Annotated in this window: 13 protein-coding genes; 9 read left to right on the forward strand and 4 right to left on the reverse strand. The window is 40.8% G+C overall.

The annotated features are described in order from the left end of the window. Positions 1-30 precede the first annotated feature (30 nt). Together M1D52_RS12160 and M1D52_RS12165 are read right to left on the reverse strand one after the other, a co-directional pair. Positions 31-1,089 carry a S66 peptidase family protein gene (locus tag M1D52_RS12160; protein WP_437392674.1) on the reverse strand — a complete coding sequence of 353 codons (1,059 nt, stop codon included), beginning with the start codon at positions 1,087-1,089 and terminating at the stop codon, positions 31-33. Between the two features lie 35 nt (positions 1,090-1,124). Continuing rightward, entirely contained in the window at positions 1,125-2,462 is a 1,338-nt protein-coding gene (locus tag M1D52_RS12165; protein WP_013667137.1) for a dihydroorotase, read from the reverse strand. 93 nt (positions 2,463-2,555) lie between these two features. On the opposite strand from M1D52_RS12165, the gene M1D52_RS12170 reads away from it, so the two are divergent. The 7 genes from M1D52_RS12170 (at position 2,556) to ggt (ending at position 12,329) form a co-directional block, all read left to right on the forward strand. Next, a complete protein-coding gene (locus M1D52_RS12170; protein ID WP_437392675.1) occupies positions 2,556-3,884 on the forward strand; it encodes a DEAD/DEAH box helicase in 1,329 nt (442 codons plus the stop codon). Next, positions 3,881-4,138 (forward strand): hypothetical protein, encoded by a 258-nt coding sequence (locus M1D52_RS12175; protein ID WP_013667135.1) that lies wholly within the window; start codon positions 3,881-3,883, stop codon positions 4,136-4,138. Before M1D52_RS12170 ends, M1D52_RS12175 begins: the two co-directional genes overlap by 4 nt. A 44-nt stretch (positions 4,139-4,182) precedes the next feature. Continuing rightward, complete coding sequence (gldC, locus tag M1D52_RS12180) at positions 4,183-4,533, forward strand: gliding motility protein GldC (protein ID WP_013667134.1); 351 nt, start codon at positions 4,183-4,185, stop codon at positions 4,531-4,533. A 307-nt stretch (positions 4,534-4,840) separates the two neighbouring features. Continuing rightward, positions 4,841-7,906: a SusC/RagA family TonB-linked outer membrane protein gene (locus M1D52_RS12185; protein WP_437392676.1), complete on the forward strand. Its 3,066-nt coding sequence runs from the start codon at positions 4,841-4,843 to the stop codon at positions 7,904-7,906. A gap of 50 nt (positions 7,907-7,956) precedes the next feature. Beyond that, positions 7,957-9,402 (forward strand): RagB/SusD family nutrient uptake outer membrane protein, encoded by a 1,446-nt coding sequence (locus M1D52_RS12190; RefSeq protein WP_437392677.1) that lies wholly within the window; start codon positions 7,957-7,959, stop codon positions 9,400-9,402. A 188-nt stretch (positions 9,403-9,590) separates the two neighbouring features. Beyond that, positions 9,591-10,595 carry an NAD(P)H-dependent glycerol-3-phosphate dehydrogenase gene (locus M1D52_RS12195; RefSeq protein ID WP_437360933.1) on the forward strand — a complete coding sequence of 335 codons (1,005 nt, stop codon included), beginning with the start codon at positions 9,591-9,593 and terminating at the stop codon, positions 10,593-10,595. Between the two features lie 27 nt (positions 10,596-10,622). Beyond that, entirely contained in the window at positions 10,623-12,329 is a 1,707-nt protein-coding gene (gene ggt, locus M1D52_RS12200) for a gamma-glutamyltransferase (RefSeq protein ID WP_437392678.1), read from the forward strand. A 56-nt stretch (positions 12,330-12,385) separates the two neighbouring features. Here ggt and M1D52_RS12205 read toward each other — a convergent pair whose 3' ends face one another. Then, positions 12,386-14,179, reverse strand: coding sequence for a DEAD/DEAH box helicase (locus tag M1D52_RS12205; RefSeq protein ID WP_013667129.1), 1,794 nt, complete (start codon positions 14,177-14,179; stop codon positions 12,386-12,388). Positions 14,180-14,463: 284 nt separating this feature from the next. Continuing rightward, a complete protein-coding gene (locus tag M1D52_RS12210) occupies positions 14,464-15,198 on the reverse strand; it encodes a DUF4397 domain-containing protein (protein ID WP_437392679.1) in 735 nt (244 codons plus the stop codon). Between the two features lie 161 nt (positions 15,199-15,359). Here M1D52_RS12210 and M1D52_RS12215 point away from each other — a divergent pair, with 161 nt between their 5' ends. Together M1D52_RS12215 and M1D52_RS12220 are read left to right on the forward strand one after the other, a co-directional pair. Further along, a complete protein-coding gene (locus M1D52_RS12215) occupies positions 15,360-17,978 on the forward strand; it encodes an FtsK/SpoIIIE family DNA translocase (RefSeq protein ID WP_437392680.1) in 2,619 nt (872 codons plus the stop codon). Between the two features lie 115 nt (positions 17,979-18,093). After that, positions 18,094-18,744 carry a LolA family protein gene (locus tag M1D52_RS12220; RefSeq protein WP_437392681.1) on the forward strand — a complete coding sequence of 217 codons (651 nt, stop codon included), beginning with the start codon at positions 18,094-18,096 and terminating at the stop codon, positions 18,742-18,744. The last annotated feature ends 28 nt before the right edge of the window (positions 18,745-18,772 follow it).

Genomic DNA, 18,772 nt, shown 5'->3' on the forward strand with positions numbered 1-18,772 from the left:
TGTGAGAAATAACCACAGACCTAATTCATTTTAAGAAACCATCTTCCCTTCAACAAGAAATGTGCCTTCATTTGCGTTCATCGTAACTTCTGCGCCGACAGGAAGAATAAACTGCTCGCGAATATGACCAATTAGTGCACCCTGATAAGCGGGTATACGAAGTGGTTTAATATAATCTTCTAAAATTTGATCGAGTGTCAATGAGCCAAAACCACCACTAGGCGAGCAATCTGTGCATTTTCCAAAAATAAAACCTCTGATTTTATCGAGTGTACCGTTTAGCTTCAGCTGACAAAACATGCGTTCAACTCGATATGGTTCTTCTGATACATCTTCCAAAAATAAAATGCTATTATCAAAATCTGGATAATATTTTGAACCGGCAATACTGGTCAAAACGGTAAGATTTCCACCTAATAATTTGCCTTTGGCAATACCGGGGACAATTGTTTGGATACGGTTTTGCCTTGGAATAAGATCGTCACCTTTGTTCAATGGATTGCGGTAGAGTGGGGGGATGCCGTTAAAGAAAATATCTCGGAATTGCTCCACGACTAGGGTCGGCCAGGAACTCGATCCTACCGGGCCATGAAAAGTTATCAAACCTGTTTGACTGTGTATAGCAGCGTGTAAAGCTGTAATGTCACTATATCCCAAAAATATTTTAGGATGGTGTCTTATTAGATTGTAATCTATTTTATCTAACAACCTCGCAGCGCCTGAACCTCCACGCATGCAAACTATAGCTTTAACCCGCGTATCTTCGAACATATCATGCAAGTCATCCAATTTTTGTTCATCATTCCCTGCAAGATGGCCGAAGCGATCATGGGTATGTTTACCCCATTTAACTTTAAATCCCAGGGCTTCGAATGTCTCTTGTGCTAGCATAAATGGCAAGTTTCCATCAATAGCCGACGAGGGAGAAATGATACCAATAGTATCGCCCGGTTTTAATTTTTCAGGATAAATCGGGGCGATCTTAGGCATGTTTTTCTTGGCAGCCTGCACCGTAGGCAGGTTCAAATTCGCCGATGTGACATATGCTATGCCAGTTCCCATGAAACGCAAAAGAGTTCGTCTATCCATTGCCTAATGGTTGTGATTGAATTTACCTGAATTAGCTAATCTCTTTCAAATAATAGGCGTTTCCCCGGTTCGTTGCTCACAATTTTTTCATTTTCAAAAGCCAGATTTCCGGAGACAATCGTATGTATAATCGAGGATTTAAATGTATGTCCATCAAACGGCGACCAGCCACATTTTGATAGGATGTTGGATGAACTTACAGTATATGGTTTGTTCAGATCAACTAATACAAGATCTGCGAAATAACCTTCACGAATAAAACCTCTATTTTCAACCTGGAAACAAATTGCCGTATTATGAGCGGTTTTCCAAGCAATATCCGTTAGCGTTAGCTTTCCTTCATGGTATAAGTCAAGGAGGGCTTGGAGTGCATGCTGTACTAAAGGTCCTCCTGATGGCGCGTCGATATACGGCTTGGATTTTTCTTCCAGCGTATGTGGCGCATGATCGGTAGCTATTACGTCTAGTCTTCCGTCCAACACCGCCCGTAGAATTTCTCTTTGGTCTTCCTTCGTTTTTACCGCAGGGTTCCATTTGATGAAATTGCCCTTCGTTTTATAGTCCTGATCGTTAAACCACAAATGATGAATGCATGCTTCTGCCGTTATTCTTTTTTCTTTAAGCGGTATATCGTTTCTAAACAGGTGCGTTTCCTTTGCGGTCGAAATATGTAAAATATGTAATCGAGTACCAAACTTCTCCGCAAGTGCTACTGCGCTTGAAGATGATAAATAACAAGCTTCGGCAGATCGTATCAAAGGATGCATATCCGGCGTAAGTTTATCGCCATACTGATTCTTGAAATTTGTTAAATTCTGCCGTATTGTAGCTTCATCTTCGCAATGTGTTGCAATAAGGATCGGTGCATTTCTAAAGATAGCCTCTAAGGTCTTTTGGTTATCAACAAGCATATTTCCGGTTGATGATCCCATAAAGACTTTGATACCACAGACATCTTTGGGATTGGTTTTTAATACTTCCTCCAAATTGTCATTAGCAGCTCCCATAAAAAAGGAATAATTTGCCAACGAGTTTTTTGATGCTATTCTATATTTGTCTGCTAACAACCCCTGAGTCAACGTATTTGGAACCGTGTTGGGCATTTCCATAAAGCTGGTAGTACCACCGGCAACGGCGGCCCTGCTTTCATGCCATATATCTGCTTTGTGTGTCAAACCAGGTTCTCGAAAATGGACTTGATCGTCGATTAGGCCTGGAAAAAGATGTAAACCCTCCGCACGAATTATGTGATCGGCCGGGTGGTTAATCTCCGACGAAATCATTTCTATTATACCATGGTTTATATATAAATCAGCGATCTGAGTAGTTCCTTCGTTTACAATGGTAGCGGCCTTGATTAAAATGGATGACATAGTATTTTGTTCAGTATGATAAGTCAAACTTAGGCAAAATTGGCTTCATAAACAATTTTATCCAATCCAATCAATTCTCTATCTTTGCAGGCTATGCACAAATCATTTGAGGACTTTAAGTTTAACAGGCAAATACTGAACGCAATAGCTGACGCGGAATATAAAGAGCCTACGGCTATTCAACAAAAGGCGATTACTCCAATACTTGCCGGGCAGGACGTGATGGGTATTGCTCAAACGGGTACAGGAAAGACGGCCGCTTACGTATTGCCCATAATTATGAAGCTCAAATATGCCCAGGGATCAGACCCGAGAGCATTGATCTTATCGCCGACAAGGGAATTAGCAATGCAAATTGAAGAGAATATACAATTGTTCGCTAAGTATACGGATTTGCGTACGGTAGTTCTTTACGGTGGACTAGGGCCTAAGCAGCAAATAGAAGCACTTGAGAAAGGGGTGGATATACTTGTGGCTACTCCGGGAAGGTTTTTGGATCTATACCTAGCTGAGCACATTAATACGAAGCAAATCAAGTTGCTCGTGATGGATGAAGCGGACAAAATGATGGATATGGGATTTATCGGAAAAATCCACAGGATTCTTGAAGTTGTTCCTAGAAAAAGACAAAATTTGCTCTTTTCTGCAACAATGAGTGAGCTAGTTCATAAAATTGCCGGTGATTTTTTGGCTTTTCCAACTATAGTAGAGGTGTCGCCACAAGCTACGCCGGCAAACACGGTAAGCCAGCAATTATATTTTGTGCCGAATACAAAAACGAAAATTAATCTCTTGCAATATTTACTAAAAAATGATGAAGATTTTCACCGGCTCATCATCTTCAGTAAAACGAAAACGATCGCTGACAATATATATCATTTTTTATCTAGAAAATATGGCGAAGACGAAGTGCGGGTGATTCATGCCAATAAGGGACAAAATACGCGAATCAACTCTATCAACGCCTTCAAAGAGGGATCTGTAAGAATACTTGTTGCGACAGATGTAGCTGCCAGAGGGTTGGATGTAAGCGATGTAAGCCACGTTATTAATTTTGATATCCCAATTGTTATAGAGGACTATGTACATCGCATTGGTCGTACAGGCCGAGCAACGAAATCGGGCATTGCCATTAGTATGTGTACGCCAGCGGAAGCGTACTATATTACGAAGATTGAAAAACTTATTCGCCAGCAAATTCCTGTATCTGAACTGCCCGCCGAGGTGCTTATAGAAAAGACTCCTTTTGAGGAAAAACAAGCTCAGGCTAGGGAAATTGATATGCAAAAGCGGAAAGAGAATCCCGAATTCAAAGGGGCGTTCCACGAAAAGAAAGCGGCGAACAAAAAGGTGAATAAAGCCGGTAAAAGCAAAACGGCAAGTAAAAGGGCAACAAAAGGCAATATGAAACGTAAAAGATGAAGAATCTCCGTTTGACTCCGCTCAATATTGTATGTGCCTTGCTCGCTGTTTGGGGGGTGTGGAGTGTAATTGTTGATCAATTGGCTTGGAAGAGAATTGCACTTGGCATACTATTAATTGTTATACTGATCATTGCGGACCAGTTTTTTCGTCTTTTTTTTCAACGAATCAGACGTATTTGGCTTGTTGAAATGGGCTTTGTTGTTTTTACCATCTTGGTGATATGGCTAATAGAAAATCAAGGCTCTTTTTGATGTAGAGCTATTAATAGATAATGAATAAACTAAAATAATATAAAGTGAGAAAAGCAGAAATAAAATTAACAATTGAATTAGATGACGCTAATATTCCTGAAAATATAACCTGGGAGTCGACAGAAGGAGAAAACAAAGAAGCATTACCAACCAAGGCAATGTTTCTAGCACTTTGGGACCATCATTACAAAAATGCGCTACGTATTGATTTGTGGACAAAGGACATGCCCCTTGATGAAATGAAACGTTTCTTTTATGAAACCTTGCATACTATGGGCGACTCATTTTTGAGAGCTGCGGGCAGCGATCCTTTAGCGGAAGCCGTAATAGGAGATTTACGCGACTATTGCGCCCATTTTGCTGAAAAAATGGAAGTAGTACAAGCTCAAAAATAACGTTTTCAAAAAGAAACAACTAGTTCACTTTATTGAACTAGTTGTTTCTCTTTCTCTACAAAGTATCCTTCTCATTCCACATGCCATAATTATGTAAGCAATATTGGCTGTCTTCAATTGCAATTTTCTGATTAAATAATCAAATTGTGTATTTGACGCTTCAGCTTTTCATAAATAGCGTTTTTAACCCTCATTGCTATAAAAGAAAGGCTGATGAGCCGTTAGTAATATGCTACGACTCCTTAGAGTGGACAGACAATTGTTACATACCCTGCATTATTAATCGTTATTTATTAAGCCTTCTGTTATGGTGGTTAGACTCTTATTTTATTTAATGCAATCGTTTAAATACATCAGTATACTGATTGCTTTTTTGTTAGTTGCCGATGTGTTATTTATAAAGCTGTCTCAAGCACAAGAGATTCCAACTCCGACCATTCCCGGCGATACGACCAACACAAAAACACAAGACACGATAACCGGAATTGTGAGGGATGAACAAGGAAATGCACTTCCGGGCGTTTCGGTAATGGTAAAGGGAAAACCCAACACCGGCACCACAACCGATCCGAACGGCCGTTACAAAGCCACTGTTGGCGGTAATACGATACTTGTGTTTTCTTACACCGGTTACGGAAGTAAGGAAGAACGCATTGGAAAGAGAAAAGAAGTTGATGTTGTCCTTAGAGCAGAGCAGGAAGCGTTGGAAGAGGTAGTTGTTATTGGTTATGGTTCGGTAAAAAAACGAGATTTGACCGGTTCCGTGGCGCAAGTAAAAGCTACTGAAATCAATGCTTTTCCAACAAGTAATGCATTGCAATCGTTATCAGGCCGGGCACCTGGCGTGCAAGTTTATCAGGGTTCCGGCGCACCCGGGCCTGCTATGTCCGTACGTATTAGGGGAGCCAATTCCATCTTAGGAAGCAATGAGCCCTTATACGTCGTGGATGGTTTTCCCTTATCGGGGAGTAATCCGACTATCCTAAATAACGCCGACATAGAAAGTATGGAAATACTGAAAGATGCATCCGCGACAGCAATATATGGTTCGCGGGGGGCCAACGGTGTAGTAATTATCACAACAAAACAAGGCGGAGTTGAAGGTACGGGAAGTGCAACACAGGTAGATTTTGAAGCTAATTACGGCATACAGCAAATCCGAAAAAAACTGGATTTGATGACCGGACCTGAATACGCCACGTTTTATAACCTACGTGCTGCAAATGATGGAGTTACCCCTTATTTTACGCAAGAACAAATTAATAATTTACCATCGTTCGATTGGCAAGATTTTATTTTCCGTTCAGCACCGATAAAAAGCACCTCACTCAATATTGGCGGTGGAAATGAACGTACGCAATTTTCAGTCGGTGGTAGTGTGCTTGCACAAGACGGAATTATCAAAGGAAGCGATTATGATCGATATTCTTTACGCGGAAGTATTCAACATCAGATTAGTGACAAGCTAACAGTTGATGCTAATGCTACGTTAAGTAGATTAATCACGGGAAGAAAAGACAGTAATGGTGGAGCAAGGGGTAATTCATTGATATCATCAATTTTAGGGGCACCTCCTGCATTAACGCCATACGACGATAATGGGGGGTACAGATTGCTCTCAAACGCCTTCAATATCGCAGCACCGGATATTATAAATCCATTGAATTGGATAAACGAAGAAACAAACAAAACGGAAGCAAATTTAGTGCTTGCAAATGCAGCCGTTACTTACAAACCTATATCAGACATCAATATTAAACTCTTAACCGGTATTGAGAACCGAGATGATCGCGAAAATATGTATCGCACAAACCGGTATCAGGGCTCAACGGGTGAAGCAAAAATTACGGCTAATAATGAACAAAGTAGATTGGTTGAACTAACCGCAAATTATAATAAGATTTGGAATGAGCGACACAATTTCTCGGCGCTAGCTGGTGTAACTTATCAGGATTTTATAAATAGCTACGTGATGGGAAGCGGCCAGGGATTCATTAGTAATGTAAGCGGATGGGATAATTTAGGCGGCGCTTTGGTGCCTTTAGTGCCTGCATCAGGTTATAATAAATCAACTTTGCTGTCTTATTTGGCAAGAGTAAACTACACATTGAATGATAAGTATCTTTTTACGGTAAGCTTTCGTGCCGATGGGTCGTCTCGGTACCGTACGGACAGTCGCTGGGGTTATTTCCCGTCCGGCGCTTTTGCATGGCGAGTCTCGCAGGAGGATTTTATGAAAGATCACAATTGGATATCTGACCTTAAATTGCGAGTAAGCTGGGGTAAAACAGGTACACAGATTGAAGATTTTTATCCGACGTTTAATCCATTAGCTGGCGGATATACTGTTTTCGGACAAGATTTGCACTTAGCGTTTGCGCCTGAGACTGATCTTCCAAATAGGGATTTAAAATGGGAAACGACTGAGCAGATCGATGCGGGACTTGATTTTGGTGTTTTAGATAATCGGCTTGTTTTTACGGCAGATTACTACCGCAAAACTACAAAAGATTTATTAAATGCTGTTCCACTTCCCACTTCAATGGGATACGCAACGACCTTTCAGAATGTGGGACAAATACGTAATAGCGGTGTTGAATTAGGTCTGAATGCTAACATTTTCAAGGGCGATTTTAAATGGGATGTTACTGCTAATATTGCATTTAACAGAAGCAAAGTCTTAAAATTATATGCAGGAGCCGATATATTTGGCGATGAACTGAAGATGAATGTGGTAAGTGATTCCAGAACCATTTTACGCGAGGGTTTACAAAGGGGCTTGTTTTTTGGTTATCTAGAAGATGGATATGATGAAAAAGGCCAGATAAAGTACAAAGATTTAAATGGTGACGGATCGATCAGTAACGCAGACCGAACGGTAATAGGCAACCCGAATCCGGATTTTATTTATGGGTTGAACTCCTCCATGTCTTATAAAAACTTTGATTTTACCTTTTTTATACAAGGGATGACCGGTAATGACATTTTCAACGCCAGCTCAATTGGCAGCACTGTGGATTATGTTTCCGGACTGAATATGGTGCGTGATGTGCTGAATAATCATTGGACTCCCGAGAATCCAAACGCAAAGTATCCGGTAATCAGCAATACCGTTAACGCACGTGTGTCTGATAGATGGATTGAAGACGGTTCCTTTTTACGATTAAGGAATATCCAGCTAGCTTATAATTTACCGGTAGAGAAGTTTAATCTCGGGTGGCTTAAGCGTTTACAGGTTTACGTGAGCGGGCAAAATCTGCTCACATTAACCAATTATTCATGGTATGACCCGGAGATGCCATCCAGTGGTTCTGATTACCTAAGTTATCCGATCGCTAAAACCTATACATTCGGTGTGAAAGCTGGTTTCTAACAAAAAAAGACTTTAAGAATATGATACACAAAGCTCAATTAATATATACGATGAAGCATCACAGCCTGGGGATATGGCTAATAGTGGTATTTTTTACGCTGTCGAGTTGCAGCAAAGAATTGGATCAGGAACCACGGTCGATCTTGGAAGAAACCTTTTATAATACAGCTGCCGAGGCCGAGGCAGCCGTCAATGCGATTTTCCCCCCAATTCGTTTAGGAGCGCAGGGCATCGCTTCTTATAATGCTACCTTGGAGTGCCATAGCGATTATGCCTACGGAAGAGGAAGTTGGGCGCAGTTTAATGATTTTAGTGGCTTAGATGCTACGAATACCAATCGAGTAGGCGATTTTTGGAATTCATTTTATCTGGCCATCCGAAATGCCAATCTTGTCATTAGACACGTACCGGAGGGTAATGCAATGAATGATGAAGAAAAGAACAGGTATGTTGCAGAAGCAAAGTTCATGCGTGCCTGGTGCTATTTTCATTTAGTTCGTAATTGGGGAGGTGTACCGTTACGTATTGAAAGTAATATGGAAGAAAAGGATGTGCCAAGAAGCTCGGTTGAGGAAGTTTATGCTTTGATTGATGCTGATTTACGGTTTGCAGAAAGTTACCTCCCTGAGGATAATGCTGCACAGCCGGGAAGGCCTACTAAATGGATGGCAAAGACGGTGCTAAGTGATTACCTATTAACCAACAATAAATATCAGGAGGCAAGAGATAAAGCATCGGAGCTTGTGCAATCCGGTCTTTTCTCCCTTGTTCCTATACAACAAGTTGATGACTTCGAACGTATTTTTGGAGCGGGAGTAGGCGTAACAGATGAAGAAGTTTTTCATTTCAAATATACACGAGAAGGTCAGGGAAATTATTATCCATTTATTATCAACCATCCGGAAACAGGGTATTTCATGAAAGGGGGTGGAAAAGGTGCTTATGCCCAATATTCCAATGTTAATAATAATTTTTATAAGGAATGGAGTGACTTGGATTTACGTAAACAATTGTGGTATCCAATGAATATCGGTCTAGGAGAAGGAACCGTTCTTCAAAAAAAATTCATTGACCCCGCAGCTGCAAATGAATACGGGGCAATTAATGATTTTCCCGTATATCGTTATGCTGAAGTATTACTGTTATTTGCTGAAGCAGAGGCACGGGTGAATGGTGTCACAGCCGAGGCGCTGGATGCATTAAATCAAGTTAAAAGACGTGCTTATGGAAGAGAAATAAACACAGCTTCTGACATCGATTATCAAATTGGGTCATTTTCTCCTGAAACGTTGATAGACTCCATCCTACAAGAAAGGGCCTATGAATTTCAGTTTGAGGGAAAGCGTTGGTTTGATTTGAAACGCACAGGTAAAGCATCAGAGATACTTCAAAAGAATAAAGGTGTGGCCATTGCTGATAAACATTATTTGTGGCCGATTCCATTAGCTGAATTAAACTACAATCAGGGTATAACGGAAAATAACCCCGGGTATTGACAGCTGCTCGTCTATTTGTCTTATTATCTTGTTGGGCAAGTATAACACTTGTTATCACAGTAAACCAAAGTCTGGGAGCGATCCTAGACTTTTGGTTTACATGGCGTAATAGTTCTAAAAAAGAATCCATGTAGTAGTAATGTAAAAAAATCCTTAATTTGGCCTACTTTAGCAGAGTTGGTACACGCATGGAAAGAAAAAAGAAAGTAGCCGTAATAGGAGGGGGTAGCTGGGCGACAGCCATCATTAAGATGTTAAGCGATAACGAAGTGGAAAAAGACATTTTCTGGTGGATGCGAAACAAGGAAGCTGCATCCTACATTAGAGAATACCATCATAATCCAAATTACCTTAGTGCTGTAGAAATTAAAATCCCTTCGGACCAGATAACAACCAAATTGTCTGCTGTTATCAAATCTTGCGATCTCTTGATCTTAAGTATACCTGCAGCGTTCCTGAAGGATGCACTTTCGACAGTTTCAGCAGAGCTATTGCAAGGTAAATATATTATAAGCGCGATCAAAGGCATTGTTCCGGAAGAAAATCAGATAATCGGCGACTATTTACAGAGTCGATTCGATGTTCCCTTGGATCGCATTGCTGTCATTAGCGGACCCTGTCATGCGGAGGAAGTCTCCTTGGAAAAGCTTTCTTATCTAACTATTGCCTCTGCGTCTCCACATACGGCTTCTGTTTTTTCGTCTATGCTCAATACGCGTTATATTAAGACGATTCAATCCGATGATATATATGGAACCGAGTATGGAGCTGTTTTGAAAAATATTTATGCCGTTGCCAGTGGCATATGTCATGGCGTGGGGTACGGTGATAATTTCCAAGCGGTTCTTATTTCCAACGCTATTCGTGAGATGGCTTGCTTTTTGGCAAAAGTACATCCGATTAACCGAGATATTAATGAATCCGCTTATTTGGGTGACCTGCTTGTAACGGCATACTCACAATTCAGCCGAAACAGAACTTTTGGGAATATGATTGGAAAGGGCTATACTGTTAGATCTGCTCAACTGGAGATGAACATGGTGGCAGAAGGATATTATGCATCAAAATGTATTCACCAAATTAATAAAACATATCAGGTAGATATGCCCATTTGTAGAGCCGTATATGCCATTTTGTATGAAAAACATTCACCTCATATCGAAATGAGACTTTTATCTGAACAATTAACCTAATTATTAACCAATCATATAAGACTTATTATGAACACCTATTTACGATCAATCGGCAGATTCAGTTGTTTGTTGCTGTGCTTTTTACTTCCAACCCATCATATTGTCGTTGCACAGGATGCAGTTTCAGGATATAGGAATGGTATGGTAGTTTCTGCTCACCCGATAGCTTCAGAAGTTGGTTTGAATATACTGAAGAAAGGTGGAAACGCGGTTGATGCTGCCATTGCAGTACAATTTGCCCTAGCCGTCGTTTACCCTAATGCCGGGAATATCGGTGGAGGCGGGTTTATGGTGTATCGTTCTGCCAAAAACGAATTTGCCGCTTTGGATTTTAGGGAAACAGCTCCCGGCAAAGCGACACGAGATATGTATTTAGACCCCGAAGGCAATCCAATCGAGCGTTTAAGTTTAGATGGACAGTTATCAGTAGGGGTTCCAGGAACCGTGGATGGAATGGTTAAAGCCCACGAAAAATATGCTAAATTGGCTTGGAAGGATTTGCTTCAGCCAGCAATAGATTTAGCGAGAAAAGGTTTCCCCCTTACAGCTATGCAAGCGGAGGAGCTGAATGCAAGAAAGGAAGCTTTTCAGCGGTTCAATCCAATGGGAACGGCGCTTATTAATAAAAAAAGCGAATGGAAAGCAGGCGATCTTTTAGTGCAAAAGGATTTAGCCCGGACACTTACCGCAATTAAGGAGAAAGGTCGTGCCGGTTTTTACGAGGGTCGGACGGCTTTTTTGATTTTGGAGGAAATGAAGCGCGGTAACGGAATTATTAGTTATGAGGATTTAAAACGCTATCAAGCTAAATGGCGCGAACCGATTATAGGAAATTATAAAGGTTACCAAATTGTGTCGATGCCGCCTTCATCTAGTGGCGGTATTGCTTTAGTGTCCTTGCTCAAATCAGTTGAACCCTATCCGTTGAGTAGGTGGGGCTTCCAACAAGATTCGACAATTCAAGTGATGGTGGAAGCTGAGCGGAGGGTTTATGCGGACCGCGCGGAACATTTAGGAGACATCGATTTTTACCCGGTACCAATTAAGGGGCTGTTGGATTCCAATTATCAGCTTGGAAGAATGCGAGACATGAATTTTAATCGGGCTACCCTTAGCAGCGCCATCAAAGCAGGAAGCCCTCAACATCATGAGAGTGAACAAACGACGCACTTTTCAATTGTTGACAAAGAAGGGAACGCGGTATCCATAACGACTACCCTGAATAATGCCTATGGCTCACAGGTAGTGGTGCAAAAAGGAGGGTTTTTATTAAATGATGAAATGGATGATTTCTCAATTAAACCAGGTGTGCCCAATTTATATGGACTTCTTGGTGGAAAGGCAAATGCAATAGAACCGGGAAAGCGAATGTTAAGTGCAATGAGTCCGACAATCTTAACCAAAGATAACAAGCTTTTTATGGTTCTTGGTACACCTGGCGGATCAACTATTATAACGTCGGTATTTCAAACGATCTTAAACGTCATAGAATTCAATAAAACAATGCAGCAGGCTGTTGATGCACCCCGTTTTCATCATCAATGGATGCCAGACGAGGTATTTGTAGAAGAGAACGCGATAACAGACGCTGTCCGAACTCGTTTGGAGCAGAAAGGATATAAGTTTACGCCTAGAAGTAGCATTGGTAGGGTGGATGCAATTTTGGTAGGTTCGGATGGCTCATTGATGGGAGGAGCCGATTCAAGAGGAGACGATAAGGCCGTTGGATATTAACTTAAAAATAAGAAACAACTGGTATAAAAAAAGCCCCTACTAAATAGGGGCTAGGGTTACCATTTTTTTCGTTCACCTTTTCTCTCGCGACGTTTTCCCGAAAAATCACGAAAACCTCCGCCATTACCACTATCTCTTTCACGATCGCGTCCTCCACGTCCACTACTTCTTGAAGAGCGCCCACTCCGACTGCTTCCACCTCTAGAAGGGCCCGCGTCTCGGTCGCCGGCTAATTCAACACGTACGGAACGTCCGTTGAAATCCGCTCGCTGAAATCCGCTCATGATTTTGTCAACTACATCATTTTCTACTTCAAAGAAAGTATACACACCTTTTAGGTCTATCTTACCGATGCTTTTACCGCTTATTTGTGCATTGTTACAGATGTATCCCAACATATCTCCTCTGGTAAAATCATCCACCGAACCAAGATTAATAAATAAGCGAGTAAAGTCAGATTTGTAGCCTGTACGGCCAAAACGATCTGCTTTTCCTCCTTTTTCTGATCGGGAGTCAGTTGCCGCGGATACATTCAGATCAGGTGCATTCTCGTAATAATCCAAGAAGCGATTGAACTCCAAGCTAGCAAAGTGCTTAATGACATCTTCTTTAGAAAAATCACTAAACTCGTCCATGATACGTGGAAGGTATTGACCGATTTGGTCATCGTTCACTTCAACGGCTTTTACTTTATGAACAAGTGCAAACAATTGTTTCTCGCATACATCAAAACCATTAGGAATCTCTGCTTTTACGAATTGCTTGCCGATTACACGTTCAATCTGTCTTATTTTCCCTAGTTCTTTAGAGGTAACCAACGAAATAGAAACTCCCGTTTTACCGGCACGAGCAGTACGACCACTTCTGTGCGTATAATTCTCGATCTCGTCCGGTAAAGAGAAGTTAATAACGTGTGTTACATTATTAACATCGATACCACGCGCAGCAACATCAGTTGCGATGAGCAGTTGCAAACTACGTTCGCGGTAACGTTTCATTACTTTGTCGCGTTGTTGTTGCGAAAGATCACCATGTAGAGAATCGGCATTATAACCATCCTTTATCAAGGCTTCCGCAATTTCTTGCGTTTCAATTTTCGTGCGGCAAAAAACAATACCGAAAATTTCAGGATTAAAATCTACAATGCGTTTAAAAGCCGCGTATTTATCGCGCGGTCTCACGATGTAGTATTCATGATCGATATTTGCGTTACCTGTATTCTTTGTTCCTACGGTAAGTTCAAACGGATCGGTCATGTAATTTTTTGCGATCCGACGTACTTCTGCCGGCATAGTGGCTGAAAATAACCACGTTTTCTTTTCATCGGGAGTAGTTGAAAGGATATCGTTAATGTCCTCTTGAAAGCCCATATTGAGCATTTCATCCGCTTCATCCAAAACTACATACCGTACTCCCGAAAAATCTATGGCCTTTCTGCCGATAATATCGAGCATACGGCCAGGTGTCGCAACCACAATTTGTACACCACGTCTAATCTGGCGCAGCTGATCGCTAATATTAGCGCCACCATACACAGCTACAACGTGTACATTGTCTAGATTTTTAGAAAAATTTTTTAAATCATTAGTAATCTGCAAACACAGTTCACGCGTAGGACAGAGCACTAATGCTTGAGGCGTGTTTTGTGAGAAGTCTAATAATTCTAATAACGGCAGGCCAAATGCTGCGGTTTTACCGGTTCCTGTTTGGGCTAATCCGACAAAATCGCTGCTGCCTGTAAGAAGGGCCGGAATGGCCTGCTCCTGGATTGGTGTAGGTTTTTCAAAACCTAGCGCCGATATGGCATTAACAACATCATGACGGATTCCCAATTGACTAAATGGGTTCATGAAATTCAAAAAACGTTAGACTTTATTGTCTAAAGAAGGTGCAAAGGTAGACTTAATTATTGATATATGCAAGCTTATAACCTTTTTTATTAACCAACTACATTAATTGTAATATAGAACCTCAAACCTGTTTAACATTAACTTGTTTTAAAAAGATCATTATCTTATTTACCTCTTAACTATTTCCCCCCCGAAGCAAAAGTGAATGAAGTGTTGTGAAAAAAAGCCGCCCAAGGGGAGCGGGCGGCTGTCCATCGATTGGGATATGATGGACATCAATCAACCTAATCGTGCTTGAAGATGGAGACCTTAAGCTTTTTCGCCTCCTCTTCAGTGTCTATAAAGCCGGTAGCCAGTATAGTATAATATTGTCCTTGTTTTGGTGTAAAAGTAGCGTTCGCCATTGATACATGCGTATCATGGTTAATTACCTCCAGTGTGTATGCTGTGTTGTCGTCCGCTTTAATATTACCAAAAGCACTATTTTGCTTAAACTTTTTATCGGACGCTAAAAGTGTATCCACCGCACTTGTCTTTAAGTCAAATTTCACGGAGTCAGGGCAAAGATTAATAAAACGAATTCTCGCCATGCCGCTGGCAGGGACATCGCTTGCATAAAAATCCCGCATTCCTAACAGTTCCAATGAATCAAGGCGATCTACCGCAAAAATGGAATAGCATACCCCACCCTCTAAACTCCAATTTTTTACATCCAATTTTTTATTGTCTGCTGACGTATTTACCTGAAATTGGTTACCCCCTGGATACACCAATTGGTAAACCGTTCTATCCAAATATTTAAATTGTTGTGTATTAACTCTATACCCGTTTATTCCTACGATTAAATCACCAGCATCCGGTGATGTATGTATAAACGATACAAGTGCTGCGGGTATGGTTCCATCCTGTCCGTTATCGTCATCTTTAAGACATGCGCTCATTGGCAACAAAAAACAAAGGCCTAGAAACGCATAGATCAATCTCTTCTTGTTATTTAACAATAAAGTATGTATGTTCATGTGAATTAATAAACGTATGTAGATAGCCTGTTGATGGCTTATCTTCTGATACCTTTAACGGGTTGGGGAGTGTGAGCGCTACAGTATTTATAAAATTTATTTAGGGCGAAGCCTTCGTCCAAAAAAATCCATAAGTTTGTACCAAAGAATTGTAGAAATTAATGTCTTTAAAAGGAAATCAGTTTAGGTCTAATACAGTAAAGGGAGAAGGGAAGATACGAAATAACGGTACCCCTAAAAGATCACGCGATGAACAGTCGACGTTTGGTACCCGATTTTCGGGGCGAATAAATTTCCAGAATAGTAAAGCTGTGAAAATTGCCGGTCTATTTTTTTTGGTACTGTCTCTTTATTTTTTCATTGCATTTACCTCTTATCTATTTACTTGGCAAAATGACCAAAGTTATATATCTGCGGCTAATGGAGGGTGGAACACACTATTTAAGACCAGGGAAGAGCTAGAAACCTTGGGGTTTAAAGAGGTAGTTGTTGAAAACTGGCTTGGCAAGTTGGGTGCATTATTGGCGAATCAATTTATGTATGAGTGGTTCGGTATCGCATCCTTTTTGTTTGTAATAGCCTTTTTTGTAATGGGGTATAGGCTTCTATTTAAAGTAAGGCTCATTGCTTTAGATAAGCTTTTCGGCTACGGTTTTTTTCTCTTGTTGTTCATATCTGTAACGATTGCTTATTTTCATAGCTTCATCTTAGAATATCCACATTATTTAGAAGGAGAGTTCGGCTTTTGGACCAATAAGATACTAGAAGCTCAGGTTGGCACGGCAGGTGTTGGAGCCTTTTTGTTATTTATAGGCTTAACCGCTTTGATTATTGCATTTAATCTCGATTTTAAACTGCCGGAGAAAAAGAAAAAAATAGTGCTAAATAATGATGTCAACGATCTTATATCCAACGTGGAGGAAGAAGAGGATGATGATGTTCAGGAGGATGAATACACAACACCCGCCTTTCAACGCAATCAAATAAAGAATGACCGGGGTGATCATATTGGTGGCGAGAAAGAAAATGAAACTCGTTTATCGCAGAACTTAGAAGTTAAGCCGAGAAAGGTTGAATTGGACTCAGACGCAAGTTCAAATAGTCCTTCATTTGAATTGGAACCGCTCATTGCAAATGAACCGGAATCCGAGCGAAATATGCCTCTCAACGAGGTTAAAGAAAGCCCTGACTTACTGGTAGAGCGCGTGAAGGAGGAAAAGCCGTTGACCACCGCTGATACGCTTGTAGAGCAATTTGGTCAATATGATCCAAAATTAGATTTATCAGGCTATCAACACCCTCATTTAGACTTGTTAAAAGATTATGGTTCGGGAAAGATCGTGGTGAATAATGAAGAACTGGAAGCAAATAAAGATAAAATTGTTGAAACACTTAGCAATTATAATATTGAAATCGACAAGATCAAGGCAACTATTGGTCCTACGGTTACCTTATATGAAATTATTCCTAAGCCAGGTGTGCGTATTTCAAAAATCAAGAATTTAGAAGATGATATCGCACTTAGTTTAGCAGCCCTTGGAATACGTATTATTGCACCGATGCCGGGTAAAGGGACTATTGGTATTGAAGTTCCAAATAAAAAGCCGGAGATGGTTGCTATGAAAGCAGTTATCGCTACCGAAAAGTTTCAGCATACTGAAATGGACTTACCGATTGCGTTAGGCAAAACTATTTCGAATGAAGTATATATAGCTGACCTAGCCAAAATGCCACACTTACTAGTTGCAGGGGCAACGGGCCAAGGTAAATCAGTGGGCATTAATGCCATTATTACTTCTTTACTATATAAAAAGCATCCGGCAGAATTGAAATTTGTGATGGTAGACCCGAAGAAGGTTGAACTATCGCTTTTTAAAACTATTGAGCGACATTTTTTAGCTAAACTTCCAGGAGAAGAGGAAGCCATCATAACCGATACGAAAAAAGTTATCAATACCCTCAATTCACTTTGCATTGAAATGGATCAACGTTACGATTTGTTGAAGAATGCGCAAGTGCGAAATCTGAGAGAATATAACAACAAATTTGTTAACAGAAGGCTTAATCCTGAAGAGGGACATCGCTTTATGCCTTTCATTGTTCTGATTGTCGATGAATTTGCAGATCTGATGATGACAGCCGGAAAGGAAGTGGAGACACCTATCGCGCGACTTGCGCAATTGGCACGGGCCGTGGGAATACATTTAGTAATTGCAACGCAACGCCCTTCCGTTAATATTATTACCGGTACTATTAAAGCAAACTTTCCGGCTCGTTTAGCTTTCCGAGTTCTTTCTAAGGTGGACTCACGCACGATTTTAGATACCGGAGGTGCGGATCAACTTATTGGACGAGGTGATATGTTGCTTGCGACAGGAAGTGATTTGATCCGGATACAATGTGCTTTTGTGGACACCCCCGAAGTAGAAGAGATTTCAGAATTCATCGGGGCACAAAGAGGCTATCCTTCAGCTTTTCTGTTGCCCGAGTACGTGGATGAAAATGGAGAGGGCAGTGGTTTAAGCGATATCGATTTGGTAAACGACCGCGATGCATTATTTGAAGAAGCTGCGCGATTAATTGTTTTGCATCAGCAGGGTTCTACGTCCTTGATTCAGCGAAAACTCAAATTAGGGTATAACCGTGCAGGGCGCATTATTGATCAACTTGAAGCAGCAGGCATTGTAGGTCCTTTTGAAGGTAGCAAGGCCAGGGAAGTGCTATACCCGGATGAATACTCATTGGAACAATTTTTGGAAAGTTTAGCTAAAAAGGATTGATGGAAATCGAATACGCAATTAAACGTTTTGCAGATAAAAACGTCTATCCCATATAACCTAGCTATTGAGCCCCTACCAATCGCTGGGGAAAACGGTGGCTACAGAAGTTTATAATATGAAGAAATTTTTTTCTGTGATTATTTTGCTTGCTTGCAGTTTAATGGCTTTAGGTCAAAATGATCCTGCAACAAAGAAGCTGCTAAACGACATAAGTAAAAAATACCAATCGTATAGAACGGCTAAAATTCAATTTAGCTTAAAGGCACTTAACCAACAAAAACAGACGACGGTAAATGAAAAAGGGGAGTTAACTATAGAACCTCGAACCAATAAATACCGTATCGTTCTTGACGATCAGGTAGTGATCTCGGATGGTAAACAGCAATGGCATGTACTGAAAGAAGAGCAGGAAGTTCAGATTAACGATGTAGAAGAAACACAATCGGGATCAATTACCCCGGCAAATATTTTTTCGTTCTATAATCAGGGATTTAAATATCCTGCCGCAAAAAGCGAGCAAGTAGCAGGCAAGGCCTTGTGGGTGATCGATTTGACCCCGACGGACAATAGCAAGTCTTATTTCAAAGTGCGATTACGGTTAAACAAATCAGTAAATCAGATTTACGATGTTACAGTTTTTGATAAAAGTGGAAGCCTTTATAGCTACACCATCCAAAATTTCATACCCAATGTTAAAGTTAGCCCCAAAACTTTTATATTTGACAAAGCAGATTATCCGGGGATGGACGTTGTAGATTTGCGATAAGTTCTGCGATCGGGTCAATGATTTTTAT

It is taken from the genome of Olivibacter sp. SA151 (genome assembly GCF_054130995.1).

Bases quoted from the DNA above. Each gene is read 5' to 3' on its own strand.
- M1D52_RS12170 (WP_437392675.1), top strand. From the start codon at position 2,556: ATGCACAAATCATTTGAGGACTTTAAGTTTAACAGGCAAATACTGAAC.
- M1D52_RS12165 (WP_013667137.1), bottom strand. From the start codon at position 2,462: ATGTCATCCATTTTAATCAAGGCCGCTACCATTGTAAACGAAGGAACT.
- M1D52_RS12175 (WP_013667135.1), top strand. From the start codon at position 3,881: ATGAAGAATCTCCGTTTGACTCCGCTCAATATTGTATGTGCCTTGCTC.
- M1D52_RS12205 (WP_013667129.1), bottom strand. From the start codon at position 14,179: ATGAACCCATTTAGTCAATTGGGAATCCGTCATGATGTTGTTAATGCC.
- M1D52_RS12210 (WP_437392679.1), bottom strand. From the start codon at position 15,198: ATGAACATACATACTTTATTGTTAAATAACAAGAAGAGATTGATCTAT.
- M1D52_RS12160 (WP_437392674.1), bottom strand. From the start codon at position 1,089: ATGGATAGACGAACTCTTTTGCGTTTCATGGGAACTGGCATAGCATAT.
- M1D52_RS12190 (WP_437392677.1), top strand. From the start codon at position 7,957: ATGAAGCATCACAGCCTGGGGATATGGCTAATAGTGGTATTTTTTACG.
- M1D52_RS12215 (WP_437392680.1), top strand. From the start codon at position 15,360: ATGTCTTTAAAAGGAAATCAGTTTAGGTCTAATACAGTAAAGGGAGAA.
- M1D52_RS12185 (WP_437392676.1), top strand. From the start codon at position 4,841: ATGGTGGTTAGACTCTTATTTTATTTAATGCAATCGTTTAAATACATC.
- M1D52_RS12220 (WP_437392681.1), top strand. From the start codon at position 18,094: ATGAAGAAATTTTTTTCTGTGATTATTTTGCTTGCTTGCAGTTTAATG.
- ggt (WP_437392678.1), top strand. From the start codon at position 10,623: ATGAACACCTATTTACGATCAATCGGCAGATTCAGTTGTTTGTTGCTG.
- M1D52_RS12195 (WP_437360933.1), top strand. From the start codon at position 9,591: ATGGAAAGAAAAAAGAAAGTAGCCGTAATAGGAGGGGGTAGCTGGGCG.